Genomic DNA, 26,146 nt, shown 5'->3' on the forward strand with positions numbered 1-26,146 from the left:
CAGGAAACATCCGAGCCAACCAGACAAGCATAGCGCATCAGGCGATGCGCATATTGCCCGATATCTTAACCCAGCTGCTTACGCGCATTGCGGAAAATACGCATCCATGGCCCATCCTCGCCCCAGTTTTCCGGATGCCATGAATTGCTGACAGTACGGAAAACACGCTCCGGGTGCGGCATCATAATGGTGACACGACCGCTTTCAGTCGTGACCGCCGTAATACCGTTCGGGGAACCGTTCGGGTTAGCCGGGTAAGTTTCGGTGACTTTGCCGAAGTTATCGACATAGCGCAGCGCCACCAGCCCTTTGCTTTCCAGTGCTGCCAGATGAGCCGCATCGCGCACTTCCACACGCCCTTCACCGTGAGAAACGGCAATCGGCATCTGTGAACCCACCATTCCCTGCAACAGCAGCGACGGGCTTTGGGTCACTTCAACCAGGCTGAAACGCGCTTCAAAGCGATCCGAGGTATTACGCACAAAACGTGGCCACAACTCGCTACCCGGGATCAGTTCACGCAGATTAGACATCATTTGGCAACCGTTACATACCCCCAGCGCCAGCGTTTGCGGACGGTGGAAGAAGGTTGCAAACTCATCGCGTACACGATTATTGAACAGGATTGATTTCGCCCAGCCTTCACCTGCGCCCAATACGTCGCCGTAGGAGAAACCACCGCACGCTACCAGGGCGTGGAAATCCTCCAGGCCCGTGCGTCCAGCCAGCAGGTCGCTCATATGTACGTCGATTGCATCGAAGCCTGCACGGTGAAAAGCTGCCGCCATTTCCACATGCGAGTTCACGCCCTGCTCACGCAGCACGGCAACTTTCGGGCGCGCGCCAGTGGCAATAAATGGTGCCGCCACATCTTCGTTGATATCGAACGACAATTTCACATTCAGACCCGGATCGGCATCGTTAGATTTCGCCTGGTGTTCCTGGTCGGCACATTCCGGGTTGTCACGCAGGCGCTGCATCTGCCAGGTAGTTTCTGCCCACCAGACACGCAACGTGGTGCGGCTTTCGCTGAATACCGCCTGTCCGTTGGCAGTAATCACAAAACGGTCACCGGAAACCGCCTGACCGACATAATGGATGCAATCAGCAAGGCCGTGCTGTGCCAGTAGGGTTTCTACTGCTTCACGTTCTGCTGCGCGTACCTGAATCACCGCACCCAGCTCTTCGTTAAACAACGCAGCCAGGCGATCCTCTCCGAGAGAGGCGATATCCGCTTCAATGCCGCAATGACCGGCAAACGCCATTTCCGCCAGCGTTACCAGCAGGCCACCATCAGAGCGGTCGTGGTACGCGAGCAGCTTACGCTGTGCTACCAGCGCCTGAATCGCGTCATAGAAGCCTTTCAGTTGCGCGACGTCACGTACATCTGCCGGTTTGTCGCCAAGCTGACGATAAACCTGCGCCAGCGCCGTTGCGCCCAGCGCGTTATTGCCTTTGCCCAAATCAATCAGCAGCAGTGCGTTATCTTCGGTAGAAAGCTGCGGCGTGATGGTGTGACGTACATCTTCCACGCGGGCAAATGCAGAAATGACCAGCGACAGCGGCGACGTCATTTCGCGTTCTTCGTTACCTTCCTGCCAGCGGGTTTTCATCGACATGGAGTCTTTACCCACCGGGATCGTCAGGCCCAGCGCCGGGCAAAGCTCTTCGCCCACAGCTTTAACAGCTTCATACAGGCCCGCATCTTCACCAGGATGACCTGCTGCCGCCATCCAGTTGGCGGAAAGTTTAATGCGTTTGATATCGCCAATCTGTGTTGCGGCGATGTTAGTTAACGCTTCACCGACCGCCAGACGGGCAGAGGCGGCGAAATCCAGCAGCGCAACCGGCGCACGTTCGCCAATCGCCATCGCTTCACCGTAGTAGCTGTCGAGGCTGGCGGTAGTGACCGCGCAGTTAGCGACCGGCACCTGCCATGGCCCCACCATCTGATCGCGCGCTACCATGCCAGTTACGCTGCGGTCACCGATGGTCACCAGGAAGGTTTTCTCTGCCACAGTCGGCAGATGCAGCACGCGTTTCACCGCGTCAGCAATGGTGATCCCTTCACGAGCCAGCGCATCGCCCTTCGCTTTCAGTGTTTGTACATCGCGGGTCATCTTCGGCGTTTTACCAAGCAGCACGTCCAGCGGCAGATCGATTGGCTGATTATCAAAATGACGATCGTGCAGAGAAAGATGCAGTTCTTCGGTCGCTTCACCAATCACCGCGTATGGCGCACGTTCACGCTTACACAATTCGTCAAACAGCGGTAACTGATCGGCAGCAACCGCCAGTACATAACGTTCCTGGGATTCGTTACACCAGATTTCCAGCGGGCTCATGCCCGGTTCATCGCTCAGGATATCGCGCAGTTCAAATTTACCGCCGCGTCCGCCGTCGCTCACCAGCTCCGGCATGGCGTTAGAAAGGCCGCCCGCGCCGACGTCGTGGATAAACAGGATTGGGTTGGCATCCCCCAACTGCCAGCAGCGGTCGATCACTTCCTGGCAACGCCGTTCCATCTCTGGGTTGTCGCGCTGTACAGAGGCGAAATCGAGGTCGGCATCAGACTGACCGGAAGCCATAGAAGACGCCGCGCCGCCGCCAAGGCCGATGTTCATTGCCGGGCCGCCGAGAACGACCAGCTTCGCGCCGACATTGATCTCGCCTTTTTGTACGTGATCGGCCCGGATGTTGCCGATCCCGCCCGCCAGCATGATCGGTTTGTGATAACCGCGCAGCTCTTCGCCGTTGTGGCTGTTCACTTTTTCTTCATAAGTACGGAAATAGCCGTTCAGTGCCGGACGACCAAATTCATTGTTAAACGCCGCGCCGCCAAGCGGGCCTTCGGTCATGATGTCCAGCGCGGTAACAATGCGCTCAGGCTTACCGAAATCTTCTTCCCACGGCTGTTCGAAGCCTGGAATACGCAGGTTGGATACGGAGAAACCGACCAGACCGGCTTTCGGCTTCGCGCCGCGTCCGGTTGCGCCTTCATCACGGATTTCGCCGCCGGAACCGGTCGCCGCGCCCGGCCATGGAGAAATCGCCGTCGGGTGGTTGTGGGTTTCTACTTTCATCAGGATATGCGCAGGTTCCTGATGATAGTCGTAGCGACCTGTTTCGTGGTCAGCAAAGTAGCGGCCCACTTCAGAACCTTCCATCACGGCGGCGTTATCTTTATAAGCAGAAAGAACGTGATCCGGCGTGGTTTCGAAGGTGTTTTTGATCATCTTGAACAGCGATTTCGGTTGCTGTTCACCGTCGATAATCCAGTCGGCGTTAAAAATCTTATGACGGCAGTGCTCAGAGTTCGCCTGGGCGAACATATAAAGCTCTATGTCGTTCGGGTTACGACCAAGCTTCGTGAAAGCATCCTGCAGATAGTCAATTTCATCTTCCGCCAGTGCCAGACCGAGGCGCAGGTTAGCGTCAATCAGCGCCTGACGCCCCTGCCCCAACAAATCAACGCTGGTAACCGGAGTCGGTTGATGATGAGCAAACAGCTGCTCTGCATCATCTAAAGCGAAAAAGACCGTTTCCATCATGCGGTCGTGCAGTTCAGCGGTAACCTGCTGCCATTGTTCATTAGTCAGCGTACCGGCTTCTACATAGTAAGCAACGCCGCGCTCAAGGCGGTTTACCTGTTGCAGCCCGCAGTTATGGGCGATATCGGTCGCTTTCGAAGACCAGGGAGAGATGGTGCCAGGACGCGGGGTCACCAGCAGTAGTTTGCCTTGCGGGGCGTGGCTGGCGAGTGCCGGGCCATATTTCAGCAGGCGTTCAAGCTGTGCGTGCTCATCATCGTTTAACGGCGCATTGAGGTCAGCAAAATGGACATACTCGGCGTAAATGTTGTGAACCGGGAGCCTGGCAGCCTGAAAACGTGCCAGCAGTTTGTTGATTCGGAATGCCGACAATGCAGGCGAACCACGCAGAATTTCCATCATAAGTCTCTCGTCTTCTAAGCTTTCGGTGTACCCAAGGGGGGGAAACGGGCGTCATTATAAAGAATCTGATGCGCTGACGAAACCGTTTGCGTGGAAATAAAATCACCATCATGAATTAGCAACGCGTGCCGCCAATCTCTGTAATAAGTTGCCAACTGGCGCAAGTTTACGCAAAATGCCGCTCATTTATGATTAAACCTTTCTTTAGCATTACAATCTTTCAGGCTGGGACGCGCACGACACAGAGAATTAACTAATTGAAAAAATTAAAGATTAATTATCTGTTCATCGGCATTCTGGCACTGCTTCTCGCGGTCGCTCTTTGGCCATCCATTCCCTGGTTTGGTAAAGCCGACAATCGTATCGCCGCCATACAAGCGCGGGGAGAGTTGCGTGTGAGCACTATTCATACTCCCCTGACATATAACGAAATCAACGGTAAACCTTTTGGCCTGGATTACGAACTGGCAAAACAGTTTGCCGATTACCTCGGCGTAAAACTGAAAGTCACCGTACGGCAGAACATCAGCCAGTTGTTTGACGATCTCGATAACGGAGATGCCGATCTGCTGGCAGCGGGACTGGTCTATAACAGCGAAAGGGTTAAAAATTATCAGCCTGGCCCAACCTATTATTCCGTTTCACAACAACTGGTCTATAAAGTGGGTCAGTATCGACCACGGACGCTGGGCAATCTGACGGCAGAACAGTTGTCCGTCGCTCCAGGGCATGTTGTCATTAACGATCTGCAAAAACTGAAAGAGACTAAGTTCCCGGAATTAAGCTGGAAAGTGGACGACAGAAAAGGATCTGTGGAGTTAATGGAAGATGTTATCGAAGGTAAGCTCGATTACACCATTGCCGATTCTGTCGCTATCAGCCTGTTTCAGCGCGTTCACCCGGAACTTGCTGTGGCACTGGATATCACCGATGAACAACCGGTGACCTGGTTTAGTCAATTAGATAACGATAATACGCTTTCTGCGGCTCTGCTCGATTTCTTCAATGAAATGAATGAAGACGGCACACTGGCGCGTATTGAAGAGAAATATCTCGGACATGGCGATGATTTTGATTACGTTGATACACGCACATTTTTACGCGCCGTTGATGCGGTACTGCCGCAGTTAAAGCCTCTGTTTGAGAAATACGCCGAAGAAATTGACTGGCGTTTGCTGGCCGCTATTGCTTATCAGGAATCGCACTGGGATGCGCAGGCCACTTCGCCGACCGGTGTACGCGGCATGATGATGTTAACCAAAAATACCGCGCAAAGCCTGGGCATTACCGACCGCACTGATGCCGAACAAAGCATCAGCGGTGGCGCGCGTTACTTGCAGAATATGATGAGTAAAGTGCCAGAGAGCGTGCCAGAAAATGAGCGGATCTGGTTTGCGCTCGCCGCCTATAATATGGGCTATGCACATATGCTGGACGCCCGCGCCCTGACAGCAAAAACCAAAGGCAATCCTGACAGTTGGGCCGATGTCAAACAGCGTCTGCCTTTACTTAGCCAGAAACCCTATTACAGCAAGCTGACTTACGGCTATGCGCGTGGGCATGAAGCCTATGCTTATGTCGAAAATATTCGTAAGTATCAGATTAGCCTGGTGGGTTATCTGCAAGAGAAAGAGAAGCAGGCTACAGAAGCGGCGATGCAGCTGGCCCAGGATTATCCGGCGGTATCACCCGCTGAATTGGGTAAGGGAAAATTTCCCTTTCTCTCGTTTCTTTCGCAGTCGTCATCTAATTATCTGACGCACTCCCCTTCTCTACTGTTTTCCAGGAAAGGGAGTGAAGAGAAGCAAAATTAATCTGTAGATTGCGGACAAAGTGCGCTTTGTTCATGCCGGATGCAGCGTGAATGCCTTATCTGGTCTACAAAAACACTTAAATTCAATATATTACACAGCCCTGATAAGCATAGTGCATAAGGCAATTTTGCATTTGTCATCAGCCTCAACCCGTCAAGGGTTGCGCTTTTTTCTGCGCTTTGATTTCCTGGCGGCGCATTCGGAAAAAATCGCTGAGTAGCGCCGCGCACTCATCCGCCAGTATTCCTTCCGTAATTTCCACTCGATGATTCATACCAGGATGGTGCAATACATCCATTAATGATCCGGCAGCGCCAGTTTTCGCATCACGCGCGCCAAAGACTACGCGACCAATACGGCTGTGGATCATCGCTCCGGCACACATCACGCATGGCTCCAGCGTGACATACAACGTGGCGTCGATCAGGCGATAATTCTGCATCACCAGCCCTCCTTGCCGCAGCGCCATGATTTCTGCATGTGCAGTTGGATCATGGCGTCCTATCGGACGATTCCATCCTTCGCCGATTACGCGATTGTTATGCACTAATACCGCGCCGACCGGCACTTCTCGCTCGTCCCAGGCACGTTTCGCCAGCGTCAGCGCATGACGCATCCAGTATTCGTGGCTAAATTCGACTTCAGACAAAAAGAAAACTCCGGTTATAAAAGCGCGGCGCATTATACACGGACGCTATGCTTTACTCTATTCCAGTTGCTGGAGTTCACCGCGAGGCGTTACCCGCCAGCGATGCTGACAAAAATAGAGTAGCGGATTGTCCTGATTACTGTCGCTATAGCCACTGTACAGCCGCAGCGGTGTGCCGATTTTGCGTTCCAGTTGCGCGACCTTTTCATGGCCAAGACAGCGCATAGTCAGCACCCAGCCGCCATAGCCGCGCTGGATCTGACTGGCGATAAGATTAACGCGTGGCAGCCACGGCGTATCGAAATAAACCGCTTCGACCAAAGCCTGAGGGGAACCGGTAATCAACCAAATGTCAGCATCGGAGCTTAGCAAATAGCTGGTCAGACGTTCCTGCACTAGCGGGAACGCCGTAACATTGTCGCGAAACCAATGCACGAAATCGGCTTGTAACGCCTGTAAACGTGCTTCGCTATGACCAAAGGTACAGCCCCATAGCAGCAGACTCATCGGCCAACGTGCCGCTCGCCCCTTGATTAATAATGCAATGACAATGACCGGCAACAGCGGCAGAACAAGTAACGCATTCAGCGGCTGTCGGCGCAGTAAGTAGCGCAGAAAACTGCCGAACATATCCTGTTGATGCAATGTTCCATCTAAGTCAAAAAACACCACACGGCGCTCGTGAGTTGCCAAACCATACCCCTCTGGACTGATACATCCTGATTAATTTTCACTACCAGATAGCCTAACAGATAGATCATCACTTTTCCGGCAACAATCTATCGCATAATGGTTGACTGGAATTTTTAATTCATGGCAATTAACTTTGATGGAATATAATATTCTCTCGCTTGTGTCTCATATTGCCTGTTGTCGCCATTAATTCATCGCGAGGAAAGATATGAACGGCTTACTTCGTATCCGTCAGCGTTACCAGGGGCTTGCCCAGAGTGATAAAAAGCTGGCGGACTATCTCCTGCTACAACCGGACACTGCCCGCCACCTTAGTTCCCAACAACTGGCCAACGAAGCCGGAGTCAGTCAGTCCAGCGTAGTGAAGTTCGCGCAAAAACTTGGCTATAAAGGTTTTCCGGCACTTAAATTGGCGTTAAGCGAAGCTCTGGCAAGCCAACCGGAATCGCCCTCCGTACCCATTCATAACCAAATTCGCGGTGATGATCCGTTACGGCTGGTTGGCGAAAAGCTGATTAAAGAAAATACGGCTGCCATGTACGCAACACTGAACGTCAATAGTGAGGAGAAGCTACATGAATGCGTGTCGATGCTTCGTTCTGCGCGACGGGTTATTCTGACTGGTATTGGCGCTTCCGGTCTGGTGGCGCAGAATTTTGCCTGGAAGCTGATGAAGATTGGTTTTAATGCTGCCGCTGAGCGTGATATGCACGCGTTGCTTGCAACAGTGCAAGCTTCGTCACCGGACGATTTGTTATTAGCCATCTCATACACAGGTGTACGGCGCGAGTTAAACCTGGCAGCAGATGAAATGCTGCGAGTGGGTGGAAAAGTGCTGGCAATCACCGGTTTCACCCCCAATGCCCTGCAACAGCGCGCTTCTCATTGCCTGTATACCATTGCCGAAGAACAAGCGACAAACAGTGCTTCGATCTCCGCATGTCATGCTCAGGGAATGTTAACGGATTTGCTGTTCATTGCGCTGATCCAGCAGGATCTGGAACTGGCACCAGAACGTATTCGTCATAGTGAGGCGCTGGTGAAAAAACTGGTTTGAGTAAAGAATGCGCGTATAATGCCCGCCCGGTTTGTGTTGTTTTGAGAGTTTCCTTATGGCGCTGTTAATCACTAAAAAATGCATCAATTGTGATATGTGTGAACCCGAATGCCCGAATGAGGCGATTTCGATGGGTGAACATATCTACGAGATTAACAGCGACAAGTGTACCGAATGCGTAGGTCATTACGAGACGCCAACCTGCCAGAAAGTGTGCCCGATCCCCAATACTATTGTGAAAGATCCGGCGCATGTTGAAACAGAAGAACAGTTGTGGGACAAGTTTGTGCTGATGCATCATGCGGATAAGATTTAGTATTTTTCCTCTGGAGCAGGATATTGCTTATTCACTCGTGTAAAAACGAAATTATTATATTTATTTTTATGATGTCATTAATAAAAACATTCATTAAATGAATTTCGATAATATCTGCGCAGACACTTAATTATTATTAAAGGCGCGTCTGGCTGGTTAAGCCGACGCGCCTTAAGTACGTTTCCTGATGTTACAAGAACAGAAGGATCAGCTGTAAAACAGCAATGACGACTTTAATAACCCGTTTAATAAGGTATCGACAATCAGTCATTCGTTTTTCCTTAAACAAGGAATGCAGCCGTTCAGATTAGCCCTTACATCTCCCCAAAACTGAACGTGCGAGTTATTGAGGGTACATGCTGCACTCCGCACCAGAGCTTTGACGACACCACTCGTTTCAATGGGGGAATTCAGTGATATGGTGTAAAGCACAGCAAAATCTCCAATAACGAAGCCAATTTTAAAGTGCTTATGAATTGGCAGTCACGTTAATCTTTCCATCGATATCGAATTCTTCGTCAAGGCTCGAGTTTTTATGCTAAAGATTGCAAGTTGCTTGTAAAAGATAACCCCCCTGATCCATAATCACTCCCGTTGAGGGTGCGTGCTGCACAATATTATTTAAGTTATAAAGTAAAACCCCCGTTCCTTACCAGTTCGGGGGTTTTACTTTTTAAAAGAACGGTATTATTTAGGTGTTCGAGAAAGAGTTTTAACTTTCAATTATTACCGTGGCGCAAGCATAGTGGCGTTCATCTGCCAGCGTCACATGCATATGTGCGACACCCAGCTTTTCTGCCAATTTTAACGCCTCGCCCCACAACCGCAGCCGTGGCTTGCCGAGTTCATCGTTGAACACTTCAAACTGATTAAATGCCAGGCCATTGCGGATCCCAGTACCAAACGCTTTTGCCGCCGCTTCTTTCACGGCAAAACGCTTCGCCAGAAAACGCACCGGCTGATGGTGCGTTTTCCAGATCTCCCATTCATGATCGCTTAATACGCGTCGTGCCAGGCGATCACCGGATCGAGCGATCACCGCTTCAATGCGAGCGATCTCTACGATATCCGTGCCTAAACCTAATATTGCCATTAGCCACGCGCTTCCAGCATCAGACGCTTCATTTCTGCCACGGCATCTTTCAGTCCGGTCATTACCGCACGGCCAATAATGGCATGTCCGATATTCAGTTCGTGCATCTCAGGGATGGCGGCGATGGCTTTCACATTGTGATAGGTCAGACCGTGACCGGCATTAACTTTCAGACCGAGGCTTGCGGCAAAGGTCGCAGCTTTAGTAATACGCGCCAGCTCTTGCGCCTGTTCAGCATCAGTTTTGGCATCGGCGTAACAACCGGTGTGGATCTCGATAAACGGTGCGCCAACCTCAGCGGCAGCTTTAATTTGTTCTTCATCGGCGTCGATAAACAGAGAAACCTGAATCCCGGCATCTGCCAGACGTTTGCAAGCATCGCGCATTTTGTCACGCTGACCCGCAACGTCCAGGCCGCCTTCGGTTGTCACTTCCTGACGCTTTTCCGGCACCAGGCAGCAAAAATGCGGCTTCGTCTCAACGGCAATCGCCAACATCTCTTCAGTCACCGCCATTTCCAGATTCATGCGGGTATCCAGCGTCTGACGCAGGATTCGCACATCGCGGTCGGTAATGTGGCGACGATCTTCGCGCAAATGCACGGTAATGCCATCAGCACCCGCCTGCTCGGCAATAAACGCCGCCTGTACCGGGTCTGGATAAGCAGTACCACGCGCATTACGCAGCGTTGCGATATGGTCAATGTTGACGCCTAACAGTAATTCAGCCATGACAATCCTCATCAGTCATTATGTGTTTTCACCGTTCGCTTAGGCATAAACTGCCGGAACAGTTCCCTGCTTTTTAAAGGTTTACCGCCAAGATAAGGCTTAAGCGCCATGCGGGTAAAGCGTTTCGCTGCTCGCAATGTGTCGGCGTCAGGAAATTCCCGCGCATGTAACGCTTTCAACTGCCTCCCGGTGAACGTTTTATTATCGATAACCACACTGGCAATAAAACCTTTCTCTTCGCGATAACGATACGTCATGGTGTCATCTACCGGCTCACCGCTACCTGCGCAATGGGTAAAGTTGACCCCATAACCCAGATGCCCGAGCAGCGCCAGCTCAAAGCGGCGCAGCGCCGGTTCTGGCGTACCAGTGGCACCTGCCAGAGACTGAATACAGTGCAAGTAATCGAAAAAGAGTTCCGAGAAGCGCGTCTCGTATTCCAGAACGCGGGAGAGAAGTTCGTTGATGTACAGACCGCTGTAAAGCGTAATACCGCTTAATGGCAGCGCCAGCGAGACAGCTTCGGCACTGCGCAGCGTTTTGACTTCACCGCGCCCGCCGAAGCGTAGCAAGAGAGGTGTGAAAGGCTGCAATGCGCCTTTCACGGTAGAACGTTTTGAACGTGCGCCTTTGGCAACCAGACGCACGCGTCCCGATTCCTCCGTAAAGACGTCCAGCATCAGGCTGGTTTCGCTCCACGGGCGACTATGCAGGACAAATGCGCGCTGCCAGCCTTCCATCATACTCGTCGCCTTTCAAGTTGCAGGTGCCCTGGCTGCAACTGTTCCCCCTGGTCACTTACTTTAGTAAGTGACCAGGGATTCACGGTCTTGCCGCCTTCCTGCACCTCGAAAGTCATAGAGTGTGCTAATTAGAGATCGTCAACGTAACCGAGACTACGCAGCGCACGTTCGTCGTCGGCCCAGCCAGATTTCACTTTCACCCACAGCTCAAGGTGGACAGGCGCTTCGAACATTTCCTGCATGTCTTTACGCGCTTCAATCCCGATGGTTTTGATCTTGGCTCCTTTGTTGCCAATCACCATCTTCTTCTGCCCTTCGCGCTCAACGAGAATCAAGCCGTTGATGTCATAGCCGCCGCGTTCATTGGTGACAAAACGTTCGATTTCCACGGTCACGGAGTACGGCAGTTCTGCACCGAGGAAACGCATCAGCTTTTCACGGATGATTTCAGAGGCCATAAATCGCTGCGAGCGATCGGTAATGTAATCTTCCGGGAAGTGATGCGTCGCTTCCGGCAGATGTTTACGCACGATTGCCGCAATAGTGTCCACATTCAGCCCGGTTTCGGCAGAAATCGGCACAATATCGAGGAAATTCATCTGGCTTGCCAGGAACTGCAGATGCGGCAGAAGATCGGCTTTTTCCTGCACGTTGTCCACTTTGTTCACCGCGAGGATCACCGGCGCTTTGCCATCACGCAGCTTGTTGAGCACCATTTCATCGTCCGGCGTCCAACGGGTGCCTTCAACGACAAAAATCACCAGCTCAACGTCGCCAATGGAGCTGCTCGCCGCTTTGTTCATCAGGCGGTTAATGGCGCGTTTTTCTTCCATATGCAGACCTGGGGTATCGACGTAGATCGCCTGATACGCGCCTTCAGTATGGATACCCACAATGCGGTGACGGGTTGTCTGCGCTTTGCGGGAAGTGATGGAGATTTTCTGCCCCAACAGTTTGTTCAGCAGTGTGGATTTGCCAACGTTCGGGCGTCCGACGATGGCAATAAATCCGCAGTAACTTTTATCGATGCTCATTCCAGCTCCAGTTTTTTCAACGCCTGTTCGGCGGCAGCCTGTTCAGCCTTACGACGGCTTGAACCTGTGCCAACCACCGGTTCGCTCAGGCCGCTAACCTGGCAGTGGATAGTAAATTCCTGATCGTGCGCTTCGCCACGTACCTGAACTACCAGATAAGTTGGCAGAGGCAGATGGCGCCCCTGCAAATATTCTTGCAAGCGCGTTTTCGGATCTTTTTGTTTATCGCCTGGGCTAATTTCGTCCAGACGGGTTTGATACCAGTTAAGGATTAATTTCTCGACGGTCTGAATATCGCTGTCGAGGAATACGCCGCCAATTAATGCTTCGACGGTGTCAGCAAGAATCGACTCGCGACGAAATCCACCGCTTTTAAGTTCACCCGGCCCTAAACGTAAGCACTCACCTAACTCAAATTCACGCGCCAGTTCTGCCAGCGTATTGCCACGGACTAGCGTGGCGCGCATCCGGCTCATATCCCCTTCATCCACACGAGGGAAACGGTGATACAGCGCATTGGCGATAACGTAGCTCAAAATAGAGTCGCCTAAAAATTCTAAACGCTCGTTATGTTTGCTGCTGGCACTACGATGGGTTAATGCCTGCTGCAACAGCTCCTGATGATTAAAAGTGTAGCCCAGCTTCCGTTGAAGCCGATTAATTACGATGGGGTTCATGCGATACCAATAAATAAATGCGTCAACAATTCAGCACACGAAACAGACCTGATATGCAGGGTTCTGCTAACAGCTTTGCAGCAGTTTCAGTTGACCTGTATATGGGGACCAACGCTGTTTCGTGTGCCGTGGCGACCTGGAGGTGCCAACCTTAAACTTCGGGGGAATATTCTATACACAACGACGGGGGATGTCGTTAGCCACGGGAGATTTATCTCATAAATAATTCACGTTGTCGCCATAACGGCGACAACGTGAACGGATAACAGCAATTAGTGAATGCCACCAATGCGACTTAAGCGCACGCCTGTCGGCCATTCACCTTCTTGCTTATCGAAACTCATCCAGATAGCCGTTGCCCGACCGACCAGATTCGCTTCCGGCACAAAGCCCCAGTAACGGCTGTCCGCGCTGTTATCGCGATTATCACCCATCATGAAGTATTGCCCTGGCGGAACAATCCAGGTTGCCAGTTGTTGTCCTGGTTGCTGGTAATACATCCCCACCTGATCCTGCGCAATCGGCACGGTCAGGATACGATGCGTTACATCGCCCAGTGTCTCTTTACGTTCAGAAAGACGAATACCGTTTTCTTTAGTTTCGTTTTTCGGCACCTCAAAGAATCCGCTGGTTGCTTCCCCGCCGTTACGACGTGAGAAGGTCTGTACGAAATCGCTCGGCTCCACGTTGGAATAGGTGACCGGCAACGCGTTTTCACACGCCTGACCGGAACTGCATCCCGGTTGAATAGTCACCTCTTTCGCTACCGGATCGTAAGTGACTTTATCGCCCGGTAATCCCACCGCACGCTTGATGTAATCAAGCTTTGGATCTTCCGGGTATTTAAAGACCACAATATCGCCACGTTTCGGATGACCGGTTTCGATCAACGTTTTCTGGTAGATAGGGTCTTTAATGCCGTAAGCAAACTTCTCTACCAGAATAAAGTCACCGATTAACAGAGTCGGCATCATCGAACCTGACGGGATCTGGAACGGTTCATAAATAAACGAACGCACAATCAATACGATAGCCAGCACCGGAAATACAGAAGCGCCGGTTTCCAGCCAACCAGGCTTCGGCGCAACTTTTTTCAGCGTTGCTTTATCCAGTGAGTCCCCGGCAGCCGCTTGCGCCGCTGCCTGACGTTCCCGCCGTTTAGGTGCGAAAAAGAATTTATCCACGCACCACAAAATGCCCGTCACCAGTGTGGCAATCACCAGAATCAGGGCAAACATATTCGCCATGCCAACTCCTAATGGTTATTTGTTGTCTTTGCCGACGTGCAGAATGGCGAGGAACGCTTCCTGCGGCAGTTCGACGTTACCGATCTGCTTCATGCGTTTCTTACCTTCTTTCTGCTTCTGCAGCAGCTTTTTCTTACGGCTGATATCGCCGCCATAACATTTAGCCAGTACGTTTTTACGCAGCTGTTTCACGGTGGAACGCGCAATGATGTGCGTTCCAATCGCAGCCTGAATGGCGATATCAAACTGCTGGCGGGGGATCAGATCTTTCATCTTCTCCACCAGCTCGCGACCACGGTTTTGCGAATTATCACGGTGGGTGATCAACGCCAGCGCATCAACACGTTCACCGTTGATTAAAACGTCAACACGCACCATGTCGGACGCCTGGAAGCGTTTGAAGTTGTAATCCAAAGACGCATAACCACGCGAGGTAGATTTCAGGCGATCGAAGAAGTCGAGTACCACTTCAGCCATCGGGATCTCATACGTCAGTGCCACCTGGTTCCCGTGATAAACCATGTTGGTCTGTACGCCGCGTTTTTCTACGCACAACGTAATGACGTTACCAAGATACGCCTGCGGCAGCAGCATGTGACACTCTGCTATCGGCTCGCGCAGTTCATAGATGTTATTTACCGCAGGCAGCTTAGACGGGCTGTCGACGTAGATAACTTCTTTCCCCGTAGTTTCTACTTCATACACGACTGTCGGAGCGGTAGTAATCAGGTCAAGATCGTACTCGCGTTCCAGACGTTCCTGAATAATCTCCATGTGCAGCAGGCCGAGGAAGCCGCAGCGGAAACCAAAGCCCAGCGCCGTGGAGCTTTCCGGCTCGTAGAACAAAGAGGCATCGTTGAGACTCAATTTACCCAGCGCATCGCGGAAGGCTTCATAGTCGTCGGAACTTACCGGGAACAGACCGGCGTAAACCTGCGGTTTAACTTTCTTAAATCCTGGCAGCGCCTTTTCTGCCGGATTACGCGCCAGCGTTAAGGTGTCACCGACTGGTGCGCCGTGAATATCTTTAATCGCACATACCAACCAGCCTACTTCGCCACATTTCAGCTCTGTACGGTCAACTTGCTTCGGCGTGAAAATACCCAGACGATCGGCGTTATAAGTCTGCCCGGTACTCATGACTTTCACTTTGTCGCCCTTACGCAGGGTGCCGTTTTTAATACGGATAAGTGAAACAACGCCCAGGTAGTTGTCGAACCAGGAGTCGATAATCAGAGCCTGCAACGGGCCTTCCGGATCGCCTTCCGGCGGTGGGATGTCGCGCACCAGACGTTCGAGAACGTCCTGCACACCAACGCCGGTTTTCGCCGAGCAACGCACTGCGTCGGTGGCGTCGATTCCAACGATATCTTCAATTTCTTCCGCAACTCGTTCAGGATCGGCTGCCGGCAGGTCAATCTTGTTCAGTACCGGCACTACCTCGAGATCCATTTCCATTGCGGTGTAGCAGTTTGCCAGGGTTTGCGCTTCTACGCCCTGCCCGGCGTCAACCACCAGCAATGCGCCTTCACAAGCGGCCAGCGAACGCGATACTTCATAAGAGAAGTCCACATGACCTGGGGTGTCGATAAAGTTAAGTTGATAGGTTTCGCCATCGGACGCTTTATAGTCCAGCGTCACGCTCTGCGCTTTGATAGTTATGCCACGCTCACGCTCAAGATCCATGGAATCGAGAACCTGTGCCTCCATTTCACGGTCAGACAGGCCACCGCAGATCTGGATAATACGGTCAGACAGCGTCGATTTACCGTGGTCAATGTGAGCTATGATCGAAAAGTTACGTATATTCTTCATAAAGTATGATTATTGTGCCTTAATGCCCGGTTAACCAGGCTTTTAGAAGTCGCTGTTCTGAGCTTAACGTCTGTATTAATAGAAACGCCGCATTCTACACTACAACATTGAGGCGAGGAAATGTTCATACCGTATGGATTGTGGTATCTGGAAACGTCCTCGCATTTGTTATGCAAAATACAACAAAGCCAGTGAAATCACTGGCTCGCGTCTTCCGAAGATGTTTCAAATCGCACAAGGCCAGGCGGCAATGCCACGCTTAAGATGACAGGTTGCCATTCTGCCCGGGCAGCAAACTTACGTGAGTATCCACGCGCAATGAGGAATCCGCCAACGCCGCCGAGAATCGCACCGCACAATGCTGCAATATCTGAAGCAAAGAGTAGCTGAAATAACGAAGCGATGAGGAATAATCCCACTAGCGGCGACATATAAACCAGTAATGCGGAGCTGAGCAGGCTGCCTTCGGCGATTCCTAATTCCACTTTTTGCCCCGGCACTAACGGTTCATCACAGGGTACGACGATGGTATGCGTGGTTTGCGGGCCAAGTTTATTCAACACGCGGCTACCGCAACCAGCACGGGAAGCGCAGCTGCTGCATGAGGCTTTGACATCACAACTGACCAGCGCCTGCCCGTTTTTCCAGGAGACGACAGTGGCCCACTCTTTAATCATTGCCCTGCCCCAAACTTAATATTCTCGGCAATGCGCTTCGCCGTTTGCGGTGGCAGTTCACCAACAATGGTGATTTCGGCGTTATCACGTACGCTGGTACTAACGGTTCTGCGTCCGGTGCGCAACATCTGGTCGGTGCTCGATGGCGTAGCACGGTTAACGTTTACCGAAAAGCTGAATAATCCGTCGGAATAGAGACGTGATTCGATAGGCATGTTGTCCATCGTCGGTAGCGGACGCCGACTGCTGGAAACTTCGCTAAACCCCTGTGGCAACCAGGTTGGAGCCCAGTTAAATTTGGCTTTTTCCCCCACTGGTACAGAAAGCAGCGGTGGCAAGTTCGCCTTCGCCAGCGTCTGCATACTGCTGCTGATATCCTGATTGACGTTGAAAGCAATCACACGGAATTGTTCCAGCGTTTCACCATCGCGATCAAGGAGATCTACCCGCATCGGTAATTTCGATTCGGTGTCCATCCATACGATGTAGCTGTAGCGTGTGCCATCACGGGCGACTACGCGGATTACCTCACATAAGCGGTCGGCAATACGCGTGCGCCCCACGGAGATAAAGTCGTAGTAAGGAGAAAGGCGTTTGAAATCGGTATAGATGAGCGATGGCAGAGAATCAACAATGTAATCGCCATTAAGTGTGAACGGTTCAAGACCCGGTTCAAAATAGCTGATTTCATTGCCGCGCTGTACCACTTCCCGGCGCGGGCCATCCATTTGCAACAACTGTGCAAGAGGACGGTTATCGAGGCGTGCATGTCGATAACGCAGAGACTCAACACCTTGTTTATTGATGCTGATGAATGACAGCTCGTAATTCAGTGACTGACTAGCCAGGTTCATCTGCTGTAATAACGCCCCGGACGCAGGGGTGGCCGAGGCGTTAGCAGAGAATAACAGGCTACCTGTCACTAATGACATGGCAAACCAAAGTTGCTTCATTACTGCGATTGCGTTCCTAAAGTTTGAATTCCTGGCACCTGTACAGCGGCTTGCTGTGTTTGTGCCTGCTCAAACTGAAGCTGTTCGGAGTGGAGTCGACGTTGCAGTTCGTAATCCTGCAACATGGCATTAATGCGACGACGCTGCTCCTGTACCTGCTGCTGTTGACCATTATTCGCGGTCGCTTCAGAAGGCACTCCCAGACTTACCGGACTGGCTTTACCCATCATCGGCAGAGTATTAAATACCGGGGTTTCGGGCTGCTGGGACGTTTCAGATTGTCCATTATAGTGCTGGACGCCAACGATAACTGCAAGCGATACACACGCCGCTACGCCCATTTGGGTAAGCTGTGCCGCCCATGGACGTACTTTCTGCCAAAATGGCATTTTCTGCCATTGATGCGGTGCAGGCTGAGCCTCTGGGATCAATGTCGTCGGTTGACGTACTGGCTCTTCTTCAATGGCAGCCATCACGCGGGAAGAGATATCGAAATGAAGCACCTCGGGAGTATCACCCCGCATAGAGTCACGGATTAAGTGATAGTTTTCCCAGGTTTTCTGCATTTCCGGGTTGTGAGCCAGTTCGTTAAGCAGCTCACTATCCAGCGTTTCGCCATCCATTAAAGCGGAAAGTTGTTCTTTCTGCATGCCTAATACCCTTATCCAGTATCCCGCTATCGTCAACGCCTGATAAGCGGTTGAACTTTATTATCAATAGCTTCCCTCGCTCGGAAGATACGTGAACGCACCGTACCCACCGGACAATCCATGATAGCGGCTATCTCTTCATAGCTCAGGCCATCCAGCTCCCGCAAGGTTATTGCCATGCGTAAATCTTCCGGGAGGGACTCAATAGTTCGGAAAACTATCTGTCTCAGTTCTTCTGACAACATTAAGTTCTCAGGGTTCGAAATTTCTTTTAGCGCGCCGCCACTTTCGAAGTTTTCAGCTTCAATGGCATCCACATCACTGGAAGGTGGACGACGCCCCTGAGCAACCAGGTAATTTTTTGCCGTATTAACAGCAATCCGATACAGCCATGTATAAAAAGCACTATCTCCCCGGAACGAATCCAGCGCACGATAGGCTTTAATAAAAGCTTCTTGTACCACATCGGGAACATCACCCGACGGCACATAGCGGGAAACCAGACTCGCCACCTTATGCTGATAGCGCACTACCAGTAAGTTAAAGGCTTTCTGATCTCCCTTCTGGACCCGCTCAACCAGGACCTGGTCCGTTAACTGCTCGCTCATCCGAGGTAAAATCTCCCCAAACCAAATTTCCACGCGCTATCGAAACGCCACTCCATTAGCTGCAATTTGAGCAAGCAAAGGGTTAGAGTGTCTCGTTTTTGTAAAGTTCCGTAACGCATCTGTTTTTGTTTGTCATGCTGTAGACGGATCATTATCTATCATTATAAGTCTACAGAATCTGAATAACGCATTATCTGTGTAGAAATGCCCATTTAACTGCCTGAAGAGTAACCCAACGGCCTTTTTATTTCACCACCTAATCCTCCGCCGACGATCAACTTCTCTTTTTCCCGCCTCCCTGAATCAACATGTTTAGCCCATGCAACAAACATCAAAATAACAGGTGTTTAATTATACAACATGATGCTATGCTGGCCGAACAGTGTTTAGTAAATTAAACAATCAAAATGAATATTTTCCCTGAACATTCTTGTGATGTGTTGATTATTGGTAGCGGTGCCGCCGGGCTTTCACTGGCGCTACGTCTGGCGGATAAGCATCAAGTCATCGTTCTAAGTAAAGGTCCAGTTACAGAAGGCTCGACGTTTTACGCCCAGGGCGGAATTGCCGCCGTGTTTGATGAAACTGACAGCATCGATTCACATGTGGAAGATACCTTAATTGCTGGTGCCGGAATTTGCGATCGCCATGCTGTTGAATTTGTTGCCAGCAATGCGCGTTCCTGCGTGCAATGGTTGATCGACCAGGGGGTATTGTTTGATACCCACGTTCAGCCAAATGGCGAAGAGAGCTACCATCTGACCCGTGAAGGTGGACATAGTCACCGTCGTATTCTTCATGCCGCCGACGCCACTGGTAAAGAAGTAGAAACCACACTAGTGAGCAAGGCGCAAAATCATCCGAATATTCGCGTGCTGGAACGCAGCAACGCCGTCGATCTGATTATTTCTGACAAAATTGGTCTGCTGGGTACGCGACGGGTTGTTGGCGCATGGGTGTGGAATCGCAATAAAGAAGCGGTAGAAACCTGCCACGCAAAAGCGGTAGTGCTGGCAACCGGAGGCGCATCGAAAGTTTATCAGTATACCACCAATCCGGATATTTCCTCTGGTGATGGTATTGCCATGGCCTGGCGCGCGGGTTGCCGGGTTGCTAATCTTGAATTTAATCAGTTCCACCCTACCGCACTGTATCATCCACAGGCTCGAAATTTCCTGTTAACGGAAGCCTTACGTGGCGAAGGCGCTTATTTGAAACGCCCGGACGGTACACGATTTATGCCCGAGTTTGATGAGCGCGGCGAACTGGCCCCGCGCGATATTGTCGCCCGCGCCATTGACCATGAAATGAAACGCCTCGGCGCGGATTGTATGTTCCTCGACATCAGCCATAAGCCCGCCGATTTTATTCGTCAGCATTTCCCAATGATTTATGAAAAGTTATTGGGGCTGGGCATTGATCTCACGAAAGAGCCTGTGCCAATAGTGCCCGCTGCGCACTACACCTGCGGTGGCGTGATGGTAGATGATTATGGGCGTACCGACGTTGATGGCCTGTATGCCATTGGTGAAGTCAGCTATACAGGATTACATGGCGCTAACCGAATGGCCTCTAACTCATTGCTGGAGTGTCTGGTCTACGGCTGGTCGGCAGCGGAAGATATTGCAAAGCGTATGCCTTATGTGCGCGGCGTCAGTACGTTACCGCCGTGGGATGAAAGCCGCGTTGAGAATCCTGATGAACTGGTGGTGATTCAACATAACTGGCATGAGTTACGCCTGTTTATGTGGGATTACGTGGGCATTGTACGCACAACAAAGCGCCTGGAGCGCGCCCTGCGGCGGATCAATATGCTGCAGCAGGAGATAGATGAATATTATGCTCACTTCCGTGTGTCGAATAATTTGCTGGAGCTGCGTAATCTGGTGCAGGTTGCCGAGTTGATTGTTCGCTGCGCGATAATGCGCAAAGAGAGTCGGGGCTTGCATTACACGCTGGATTACCCGGAGCTACTCACGCATTCCGGTCCATCGATTCTCACCCCCGGCAATCATTACATAAACAGATAAAAAGCCTGGGTCAGCGCCGTATACGCTTCGGAATAGTTCTGGTCTGGCCCACGAATCACTAAGCGATCGCTAAAACACTCCCCCGCCTGTGGGGAGAATGCCAGCAGCACCCGATGCGGCAGTCGCGCTTCGTTTTCCGCCACATCCGTCCGTAAACGTAAATGCCAGCCCATATTTAACGCCAGTTCAGTAAAACCATTACCGATCTGTTCTGGCAGCACCACGCAGAAAAATCCCTCTTCGGTAATGCATTCTGCCGCGCAAGTGAGCAACGTCTGGTGATCAAGCGTAGTGGTATAGCGCGCCTGCTCCCGCTGTGGTGTTGCGCACTCTACTCCCTGCTGATAATACGGCGGGTTACTGATGATTAAATCAAAGCGCGTTGTCTGCTGGGTAAGCCACTGCTGAATATCCCCCGTATGGACGTTAATCCGCTCTGCCCACGGGGACTGCGCGATATTTTTCTGCGCCTGGGCAGCCGCTTCGTTTTCAATTTCAACCGCATCGATTATCACGCCATCATCGGTGCGCTGCGCCAGCATCAAAGCCAATAACCCGCTACCGCTACCGATATCAAGGCAGCGTTTTACCCCAGCCACAGGAGCCCATGCGCCCAGCAAAATTCCATCCGTTCCCACTTTCATTGCACAGCGATCGTGTGCGACAAAAAACTGTTTAAAAGTAAATCCATTACGACGAAGCACGGATGTAGACTGTGACATGAAAATAAAACCTTGCTGGAAAAACGGCGATAGCACCGGGTAAGAACAATACCTGAGAAGCGATATCCATACAAACAGATGAAGATTGCAGCCGTAACGTCTATAATCAGCGCCCCACACAGAGGTAGAACATGACTGTAACGACTTTTTCCGAACTTGAACTCGACGAAAGCCTGCTGGAAGCACTCCAGGATAAAGGTTTCACTCGCCCGACCGCCATTCAGGCTGCCGCCATTCCGCCTGCGCTCGATGGCCGTGATGTACTCGGTTCTGCGCCGACAGGCACCGGTAAAACGGCGGCGTATCTGCTGCCAGCGTTGCAGCACCTGCTCGATTTCCCGCGTAAGAAATCCGGTCCGCCGCGTATTTTGATCCTCACCCCAACTCGCGAACTGGCGATGCAGGTGGCCGATCATGCCCGCGAACTGGCGAAACATACGCATCTGGATATTGCCACCATCACTGGTGGCGTGGCTTATATGAACCACGCAGAAGTGTTCAGCGAAAACCAGGACATCGTGGTCGCCACAACCGGTCGTCTGCTGCAGTATATAAAAGAAGAGAACTTTGATTGCCGCGCGGTTGAAACACTGATCCTCGACGAAGCAGACCGTATGCTGGATATGGGCTTCGCCCAGGATATCGAACATATTGCTGGCGAAACTCGCTGGCGTAAACAAACCCTGCTCTTCTCAGCAACGCTGGAAGGCGATGCCATTCAGGATTTTGCCGAGCGTCTGCTGGAAGATCCAGTGGAGGTTTCTGCGAATCCGTCCACTCGTGAGCGCAAAAAAATTCATCAGTGGTATTACCGTGCCGATGACCTTGAGCATAAAACTGCGTTGCTGGTGCATTTGTTAAAACAACCAGAAGCGACCCGCTCAATTGTGTTTGTGCGTAAGCGTGAGCGTGTGCATGAGCTGGCAAACTGGCTGCGCGAAGCGGGCATCAACAACTGCTATCTCGAAGGTGAGATGGTACAAGGCAAGCGTAACGAAGCGATCAAACGCCTGACCGAAGGTCGTGTTAACGTGCTGGTCGCTACCGACGTTGCCGCACGCGGTATCGACATTCCAGATGTCAGCCACGTCTTTAACTTCGATATGCCGCGCAGTGGCGATACTTATTTGCACCGTATCGGGCGTACCGCTCGCGCTGGTCGTAAAGGTATCGCTATCTCGCTGGTTGAAGCTCATGACCATCTGCTGCTGGGTAAAGTTGGCCGTTATATTGAAGAGCCAATTAAAGCACGTGTAATTGATGAGTTACGACCGAAGACCCGTGCGCCAAGCGAGAAACAGACCGGCAAGCCATCGAAAAAAGTGTTGGCAAAACGCGCCGAGAAGAAAAAGGCTAAAGAGAAAGAGAAGCCACGGGTGAAAAAACGCCATCGCGATACCAAAAATATTGGTAAGCGCCGCAAACCAAGCGGAACGGGCGTGCCGCCGCAAACGACAGAAGAGTAATCATAATGCCGGGTTAAGCCCGGTATTAAAAGTGCAGGCAAACGCAAAATTGCCTGATGTGCTACGCTTATCAGGCCTACGAGACTCATGCAATGTATTGAATTTGCACAATTTTGTAGGCCGGATAAGGCGTTCACGCCGCATCCGGCATGAACAAAGCGCATTTGTCGACAAGTTGAATGCCGGGTTTAAGCCCGGCTTTTTTTATCCCGGCAAAAAACACTCTTCAACACACTGAATAAAAGTGTGCATCGCCGGGCTAACCGCTTTTCCGGCATGGTGAGCGCACATTGCCGTAATGGTCAGCGACAGTTCGCCGAAGGGCAATTCAATTAATTCTCCGCACTCCAGCTCTTTTGCTACCGCAAATCGCGGTAAGTAGCTGACTCCAATGTTTGCCGCGACACATCGCTTGATACTTTCAATGCTTATAAGCTCAATGGTGTGTTCCACCGTAATCCGCCGCTGACGCAGCGTGCTTTCAAATATCTGGCGGAAGACGCATTGCGGTTCGTTAATAATAAAGCTACAGGCGTTATGTCTTCCCGGCTCAGTAAAATCGACATCTTCAATATGCGGCGAAGCCACCAGCACCAGCGATTGTTCACCTAACTCTCGTCGGTTCAGAGCATCATCATTCCCTACGCGATAAAAAACCCCGACATCGGCCTCATCATTCAGTAGCGCATCACGGATCACGTAACAGTTCAGCGACTGCAACGATAAACGCACTTTTGGTGCGCGTTGCCGAAAACGCTGCAACACCTGCGGCATTCGGTAAGAGAGCAACGTTTCGCCCGAAACAACGCGCAGCTCTCCGTCCGGATCCGACTCTTTTTTGGCAGCCTCGCGTAGCGTATCCATCACTCTGGTGAGTTCATAAATGTGCGGCAGCAGCTTTTTTCCTTCGCGAGTGAGGCACATCCGTCGGCCAATTTTTTCAAACAACTGGACCGAGAACTCCTGTTCAAGCTGCTGAATATGAAAAGTCACCGTCGATTGTGTGCAGCACAATTTTTGCGAAGCTCGCAAAAAGGAACCCTCTTCCACCACGGTTTTAAGCGTAATAAAACGGCGCAGATCCATAATCCCAAACCTATCGAAAATATCGAATTTAGAATGTAAAAACATTCATTTTTTTAAATGTTTCATGTCGGGTACTGTCTATCAAAACAAAGGAGATAACAAGTGACACCGACCCTATTAAGTGCTTTCTGGACCTACACCCTGATTACTGCCCTCACGCCTGGACCGAACAATATTCTTGCTCTGAGTTCAGCCACGTCGCATGGGTTTCGTCAGAGTACCCGCGTACTGGCGGGGATGAGTCTGGGATTTTTGATTGTCATGCTGCTGTGTGCGGGAATTTCATTTTCATTGGCTGTTATCGACCCGGCAGCAGTGCATTTGTTGAGTTGGGCGGGGGCGGCATATATTGTCTGGCTGGCGTGGAAAATCGCTACCAGTCCAACAAAAGAAGACGGACTTCAGGCAAAACCGATCAGCTTTTGGGCGAGCTTTGCGCTACAGTTTGTGAACGCCAAAATTATTTTGTACGGCATTACGGCACTGTCAACGTTTGTTCTGCCGCAAACACAGGCGTTAAGCTGGGTAGTTGGCGTCAGCGTTTTACTGGCGATGATTGGGACGTTTGGCAATGTCTGTTGGGCGTTGGCGGGGCATCTGTTTCAGCGATTGTTTCGCCACTATGGTCGCCAGTTGAATATCGTGCTGGCGCTGTTGCTGGTCTATTGTGCGGTACGTATTTTCTATTGAAAGACAAAAGAAAAGCGGAAGAGATTACCCTCTTCCGCTTAATAACTTGCTACTTAAGCCTTACAGGCTTTCAGTAAAGGTACGAGCGATAACGTCGCGCTGCTGTTCTGGAGTCAGAGAGTTGAAGCGAACTGCATAACCAGATACACGGATAGTCAGCTGCGGATATTTTTCCGGATGCTTAACTGCATCTTCCAGAGTTTCACGACGCAGAACGTTTACGTTCAGGTGCTGGCCACCTTCAACGCGAACTTCTGGTTTAACTTCTACTGGAACTTCACGGTATTCAATGTCACCCAGTTTGCTTACTGCAACCACTTCGTCTTCTGCAAAACCTGCTTTCGCAACGATGCAACGCGCTTCGCCTTTTTCGCTGTCCAGCAGCCAGAAAGAGTTCAGCAGATCGTCATTAGCGGCTTTAGTAATCTGGATACCTGTAATCATGTGATGCCTCCCCGGCAAATTATTTGATTTGATTAGCCTGTCGCGGCCAATTGGTAAAACCATTGTTGCTTGAGTGTATATATACTCCTCAAACACCCTTGATTCTTTGATTTAAATCAATAAAAACCACACATCAAATGTGGTCAGAAATGGATTTTATTGTTTTACATCAACTTATGCGAGCGTGAGATTTTACCAATTTACACTTTTTTGCACTCGTTTATGGCTAAAAAATGAGCTTGATTTTGTTCTGTAGAAAGAAGCAGTTAAGCTAGGCGGATTGAAGATCCGCAGGAGAGCGAGATGACTAACCAATTAACCTGGCATGACGTGCTGGCTGAAGAAAAGCAGCAACCCTATTTTCTTAACACCCTCCAGACCGTTGCCAGCGAGCGGCAGTCCGGGATAACCATCTACCCACCACAAAAAGATGTTTTTAACGCCTTTCGCTTTACTGAACTGGGCGATGTCAAAGTGGTGATCCTCGGTCAGGATCCTTACCACGGCCCCGGACAAGCGCACGGTCTGGCATTTTCCGTTCGCCCAGGCATTGCTATACCGCCTTCTCTACTGAATATGTATAAAGAACTGGAAAATACCCTTCCAGGCTTTACTCGCCCGACACATGGCTATCTTGAAAGCTGGGCACGTCAGGGGGTTCTCCTGCTCAACACCGTATTGACGGTACGCGCAGGCCAGGCACATTCCCACGCCAGCCTCGGCTGGGAAACGTTTACTGATAAAGTCATCAGCCTGATTAATCAGCATCGTGAAGGCGTGGTGTTTTTGTTATGGGGATCACATGCGCAAAAGAAAGGGGCGATTATAGATAAGCAACGCCATCACGTGCTGAAAGCGCCGCATCCGTCGCCGCTTTCGGCGCATCGTGGATTCTTTGGCTGCAACCATTTTGTGCTGGCAAATCAGTGGCTGGAACAACGTGGCGAAAAACCGATTGACTGGATGCCAGTGTTACCGGCAGAGAGTGAGTAAATTTG

At 51.1% G+C, this 26,146-nt stretch carries 26 protein-coding genes; 7 read left to right on the forward strand and 19 right to left on the reverse strand.

What is annotated here, in order from left to right; genetic code table 11:
- Positions 1-65 precede the first annotated feature (65 nt).
- Positions 66-3,953, reverse strand: coding sequence for a phosphoribosylformylglycinamidine synthase (purL, locus tag WC5_RS00435; RefSeq protein WP_000970150.1), 3,888 nt, complete (start codon positions 3,951-3,953; stop codon positions 66-68).
- Positions 3,954-4,210: 257 nt separating this feature from the next.
- Here purL and mltF point away from each other — a divergent pair, with 257 nt between their 5' ends.
- Entirely contained in the window at positions 4,211-5,767 is a 1,557-nt protein-coding gene (gene mltF / locus WC5_RS00430; protein ID WP_000734182.1) for a membrane-bound lytic murein transglycosylase MltF, read from the forward strand.
- Positions 5,768-5,912: 145 nt separating this feature from the next.
- Here the strand turns inward: mltF and tadA are convergent, their stop codons facing one another.
- Together tadA and yfhb are read right to left on the reverse strand one after the other, a co-directional pair.
- The gene (gene tadA, locus WC5_RS00425) at positions 5,913-6,416 is read right to left on the reverse strand and encodes a tRNA adenosine(34) deaminase TadA (protein WP_016231845.1); all 504 of its coding nucleotides are present in this window, start codon (positions 6,414-6,416) and stop codon (positions 5,913-5,915) included.
- Between the two features lie 57 nt (positions 6,417-6,473).
- A complete protein-coding gene (yfhb, locus tag WC5_RS00420; protein WP_000190662.1) occupies positions 6,474-7,109 on the reverse strand; it encodes a phosphatidylglycerophosphatase C in 636 nt (211 codons plus the stop codon).
- 208 nt (positions 7,110-7,317) lie between these two features.
- On the opposite strand from yfhb, the gene WC5_RS00415 reads away from it, so the two are divergent.
- Both WC5_RS00415 and yfhL read left to right on the forward strand, forming a co-directional pair.
- Entirely contained in the window at positions 7,318-8,166 is an 849-nt protein-coding gene (locus WC5_RS00415) for a MurR/RpiR family transcriptional regulator (protein WP_001013777.1), read from the forward strand.
- Positions 8,167-8,221: 55 nt separating this feature from the next.
- Positions 8,222-8,482 (forward strand): 4Fe-4S dicluster ferredoxin YfhL, encoded by a 261-nt coding sequence (gene yfhL / locus WC5_RS00410; protein ID WP_001196294.1) that lies wholly within the window; start codon positions 8,222-8,224, stop codon positions 8,480-8,482.
- Between the two features lie 190 nt (positions 8,483-8,672).
- Here the strand turns inward: yfhL and shoB are convergent, their stop codons facing one another.
- From shoB to rseD, 13 genes are all read right to left on the reverse strand, one after another.
- Positions 8,673-8,753: a type I toxin-antitoxin system toxin ShoB gene (gene shoB / locus WC5_RS0122860; RefSeq protein ID WP_000128779.1), complete on the reverse strand. Its 81-nt coding sequence runs from the start codon at positions 8,751-8,753 to the stop codon at positions 8,673-8,675.
- A gap of 441 nt (positions 8,754-9,194) precedes the next feature.
- Complete coding sequence (gene acpS / locus WC5_RS00405; protein ID WP_000986022.1) at positions 9,195-9,575, reverse strand: holo-ACP synthase; 381 nt, start codon at positions 9,573-9,575, stop codon at positions 9,195-9,197.
- On the reverse strand, positions 9,575-10,306 hold the full coding sequence (gene pdxJ, locus WC5_RS00400; protein WP_010349139.1) for a pyridoxine 5'-phosphate synthase: 732 nt from the start codon (positions 10,304-10,306) through the stop codon (positions 9,575-9,577). Before pdxJ ends, acpS begins: the two co-directional genes overlap by 1 nt.
- Before the next feature lie 11 nt (positions 10,307-10,317).
- Positions 10,318-11,046, reverse strand: coding sequence for a DNA repair protein RecO (gene recO, locus WC5_RS00395; RefSeq protein WP_024192255.1), 729 nt, complete (start codon positions 11,044-11,046; stop codon positions 10,318-10,320).
- Between the two features lie 131 nt (positions 11,047-11,177).
- Complete coding sequence (gene era / locus WC5_RS00390; protein WP_000020738.1) at positions 11,178-12,083, reverse strand: GTPase Era; 906 nt, start codon at positions 12,081-12,083, stop codon at positions 11,178-11,180.
- Positions 12,080-12,760, reverse strand: a complete 681-nt coding sequence (rnc, locus tag WC5_RS00385; protein ID WP_001068343.1) for a ribonuclease III — start codon at positions 12,758-12,760, stop codon at positions 12,080-12,082. The genes era and rnc overlap by 4 nt, the downstream gene beginning before the upstream one ends.
- A 272-nt stretch (positions 12,761-13,032) precedes the next feature.
- Positions 13,033-14,007, reverse strand: coding sequence for a signal peptidase I (lepB, locus tag WC5_RS00380; RefSeq protein WP_000002532.1), 975 nt, complete (start codon positions 14,005-14,007; stop codon positions 13,033-13,035).
- A gap of 15 nt (positions 14,008-14,022) precedes the next feature.
- Positions 14,023-15,822, reverse strand: a complete 1,800-nt coding sequence (lepA, locus tag WC5_RS00375) for a translation elongation factor 4 (protein WP_000790174.1) — start codon at positions 15,820-15,822, stop codon at positions 14,023-14,025.
- 197 nt (positions 15,823-16,019) lie between these two features.
- On the reverse strand, positions 16,020-16,499 hold the full coding sequence (gene rseC / locus WC5_RS00370; RefSeq protein ID WP_000589062.1) for a SoxR-reducing system protein RseC: 480 nt from the start codon (positions 16,497-16,499) through the stop codon (positions 16,020-16,022).
- Entirely contained in the window at positions 16,496-17,452 is a 957-nt protein-coding gene (gene rseB, locus WC5_RS00365) for a sigma-E factor regulatory protein RseB (RefSeq protein ID WP_000812043.1), read from the reverse strand. The genes rseC and rseB overlap by 4 nt, the downstream gene beginning before the upstream one ends.
- Positions 17,452-18,102 carry an anti-sigma-E factor RseA gene (gene rseA / locus WC5_RS00360; RefSeq protein ID WP_001168448.1) on the reverse strand — a complete coding sequence of 217 codons (651 nt, stop codon included), beginning with the start codon at positions 18,100-18,102 and terminating at the stop codon, positions 17,452-17,454. Before rseA ends, rseB begins: the two co-directional genes overlap by 1 nt.
- Before the next feature lie 32 nt (positions 18,103-18,134).
- Positions 18,135-18,710, reverse strand: coding sequence for an RNA polymerase sigma factor RpoE (gene rpoE / locus WC5_RS00355; protein ID WP_001295364.1), 576 nt, complete (start codon positions 18,708-18,710; stop codon positions 18,135-18,137).
- Complete coding sequence (gene rseD / locus WC5_RS25485) at positions 18,707-18,862, reverse strand: rpoE leader peptide RseD (RefSeq protein WP_032147913.1); 156 nt, start codon at positions 18,860-18,862, stop codon at positions 18,707-18,709. The genes rpoE and rseD overlap by 4 nt, the downstream gene beginning before the upstream one ends.
- A 255-nt stretch (positions 18,863-19,117) precedes the next feature.
- On the opposite strand from rseD, the gene nadB reads away from it, so the two are divergent.
- Positions 19,118-20,740: an L-aspartate oxidase gene (nadB, locus tag WC5_RS00350; protein WP_001020195.1), complete on the forward strand. Its 1,623-nt coding sequence runs from the start codon at positions 19,118-19,120 to the stop codon at positions 20,738-20,740.
- Here nadB and trmN read toward each other — a convergent pair.
- Complete coding sequence (trmN, locus tag WC5_RS00345) at positions 20,725-21,462, reverse strand: tRNA(1)(Val) (adenine(37)-N(6))-methyltransferase TrmN (protein WP_010349146.1); 738 nt, start codon at positions 21,460-21,462, stop codon at positions 20,725-20,727. The genes nadB and trmN overlap by 16 nt on opposite strands.
- 131 nt (positions 21,463-21,593) lie before the next feature.
- On the opposite strand from trmN, the gene srmB reads away from it, so the two are divergent.
- A complete protein-coding gene (gene srmB / locus WC5_RS00340) occupies positions 21,594-22,928 on the forward strand; it encodes an ATP-dependent RNA helicase SrmB (protein ID WP_000219187.1) in 1,335 nt (444 codons plus the stop codon).
- Positions 22,929-23,132: 204 nt separating this feature from the next.
- On the opposite strand, the gene WC5_RS00335 is transcribed toward srmB, so the two are convergent.
- Positions 23,133-24,014 (reverse strand): LysR family transcriptional regulator, encoded by an 882-nt coding sequence (locus WC5_RS00335; RefSeq protein WP_016231846.1) that lies wholly within the window; start codon positions 24,012-24,014, stop codon positions 23,133-23,135.
- 102 nt (positions 24,015-24,116) lie between these two features.
- Between WC5_RS00335 and eamB the strand changes: the two genes are divergently transcribed.
- Positions 24,117-24,704, forward strand: coding sequence for a cysteine/O-acetylserine transporter (eamB, locus tag WC5_RS00330; RefSeq protein ID WP_000189193.1), 588 nt, complete (start codon positions 24,117-24,119; stop codon positions 24,702-24,704).
- Positions 24,705-24,764: 60 nt separating this feature from the next.
- On the opposite strand, the gene grcA is transcribed toward eamB, so the two are convergent.
- Positions 24,765-25,148, reverse strand: a complete 384-nt coding sequence (grcA, locus tag WC5_RS00325) for an autonomous glycyl radical cofactor GrcA (RefSeq protein WP_000627804.1) — start codon at positions 25,146-25,148, stop codon at positions 24,765-24,767.
- Positions 25,149-25,451: 303 nt separating this feature from the next.
- Here grcA and ung point away from each other — a divergent pair, with 303 nt between their 5' ends.
- Entirely contained in the window at positions 25,452-26,141 is a 690-nt protein-coding gene (gene ung, locus WC5_RS00320) for a uracil-DNA glycosylase (protein WP_000184514.1), read from the forward strand.
- The last annotated feature ends 5 nt before the right edge of the window (positions 26,142-26,146 follow it).

This window comes from Escherichia sp. KTE114 (assembly GCF_000407765.1).
GTDB classification, from domain to species: domain Bacteria; phylum Pseudomonadota; class Gammaproteobacteria; order Enterobacterales; family Enterobacteriaceae; genus Escherichia; species Escherichia ruysiae.

Coding starts and splice junctions, on each gene's coding strand:
- shoB (WP_000128779.1), bottom strand. CDS start 8,753: ATGACTGATTGTCGATACCTTATTAAACGGGTTATTAAAGTCGTCATT.
- purL (WP_000970150.1), bottom strand. CDS start 3,953: ATGATGGAAATTCTGCGTGGTTCGCCTGCATTGTCGGCATTCCGAATC.
- lepB (WP_000002532.1), bottom strand. CDS start 14,007: ATGGCGAATATGTTTGCCCTGATTCTGGTGATTGCCACACTGGTGACG.
- rseD (WP_032147913.1), bottom strand. CDS start 18,862: ATGATCCGTCTACAGCATGACAAACAAAAACAGATGCGTTACGGAACT.
- WC5_RS00335 (WP_016231846.1), bottom strand. CDS start 24,014: ATGGATCTGCGCCGTTTTATTACGCTTAAAACCGTGGTGGAAGAGGGT.
- yfhL (WP_001196294.1), top strand. CDS start 8,222: ATGGCGCTGTTAATCACTAAAAAATGCATCAATTGTGATATGTGTGAA.
- era (WP_000020738.1), bottom strand. CDS start 12,083: ATGAGCATCGATAAAAGTTACTGCGGATTTATTGCCATCGTCGGACGC.
- grcA (WP_000627804.1), bottom strand. CDS start 25,148: ATGATTACAGGTATCCAGATTACTAAAGCCGCTAATGACGATCTGCTG.
- rseA (WP_001168448.1), bottom strand. CDS start 18,102: ATGCAGAAAGAACAACTTTCCGCTTTAATGGATGGCGAAACGCTGGAT.
- WC5_RS00415 (WP_001013777.1), top strand. CDS start 7,318: ATGAACGGCTTACTTCGTATCCGTCAGCGTTACCAGGGGCTTGCCCAG.
- rseC (WP_000589062.1), bottom strand. CDS start 16,499: ATGATTAAAGAGTGGGCCACTGTCGTCTCCTGGAAAAACGGGCAGGCG.
- nadB (WP_001020195.1), top strand. CDS start 19,118: ATGAATATTTTCCCTGAACATTCTTGTGATGTGTTGATTATTGGTAGC.
- rpoE (WP_001295364.1), bottom strand. CDS start 18,710: ATGAGCGAGCAGTTAACGGACCAGGTCCTGGTTGAGCGGGTCCAGAAG.
- rseB (WP_000812043.1), bottom strand. CDS start 17,452: ATGAAGCAACTTTGGTTTGCCATGTCATTAGTGACAGGTAGCCTGTTA.
- ung (WP_000184514.1), top strand. CDS start 25,452: ATGACTAACCAATTAACCTGGCATGACGTGCTGGCTGAAGAAAAGCAG.
- srmB (WP_000219187.1), top strand. CDS start 21,594: ATGACTGTAACGACTTTTTCCGAACTTGAACTCGACGAAAGCCTGCTG.
- lepA (WP_000790174.1), bottom strand. CDS start 15,822: ATGAAGAATATACGTAACTTTTCGATCATAGCTCACATTGACCACGGT.
- trmN (WP_010349146.1), bottom strand. CDS start 21,462: ATGTCACAGTCTACATCCGTGCTTCGTCGTAATGGATTTACTTTTAAA.
- rnc (WP_001068343.1), bottom strand. CDS start 12,760: ATGAACCCCATCGTAATTAATCGGCTTCAACGGAAGCTGGGCTACACT.
- recO (WP_024192255.1), bottom strand. CDS start 11,046: ATGGAAGGCTGGCAGCGCGCATTTGTCCTGCATAGTCGCCCGTGGAGC.
- pdxJ (WP_010349139.1), bottom strand. CDS start 10,306: ATGGCTGAATTACTGTTAGGCGTCAACATTGACCATATCGCAACGCTG.
- acpS (WP_000986022.1), bottom strand. CDS start 9,575: ATGGCAATATTAGGTTTAGGCACGGATATCGTAGAGATCGCTCGCATT.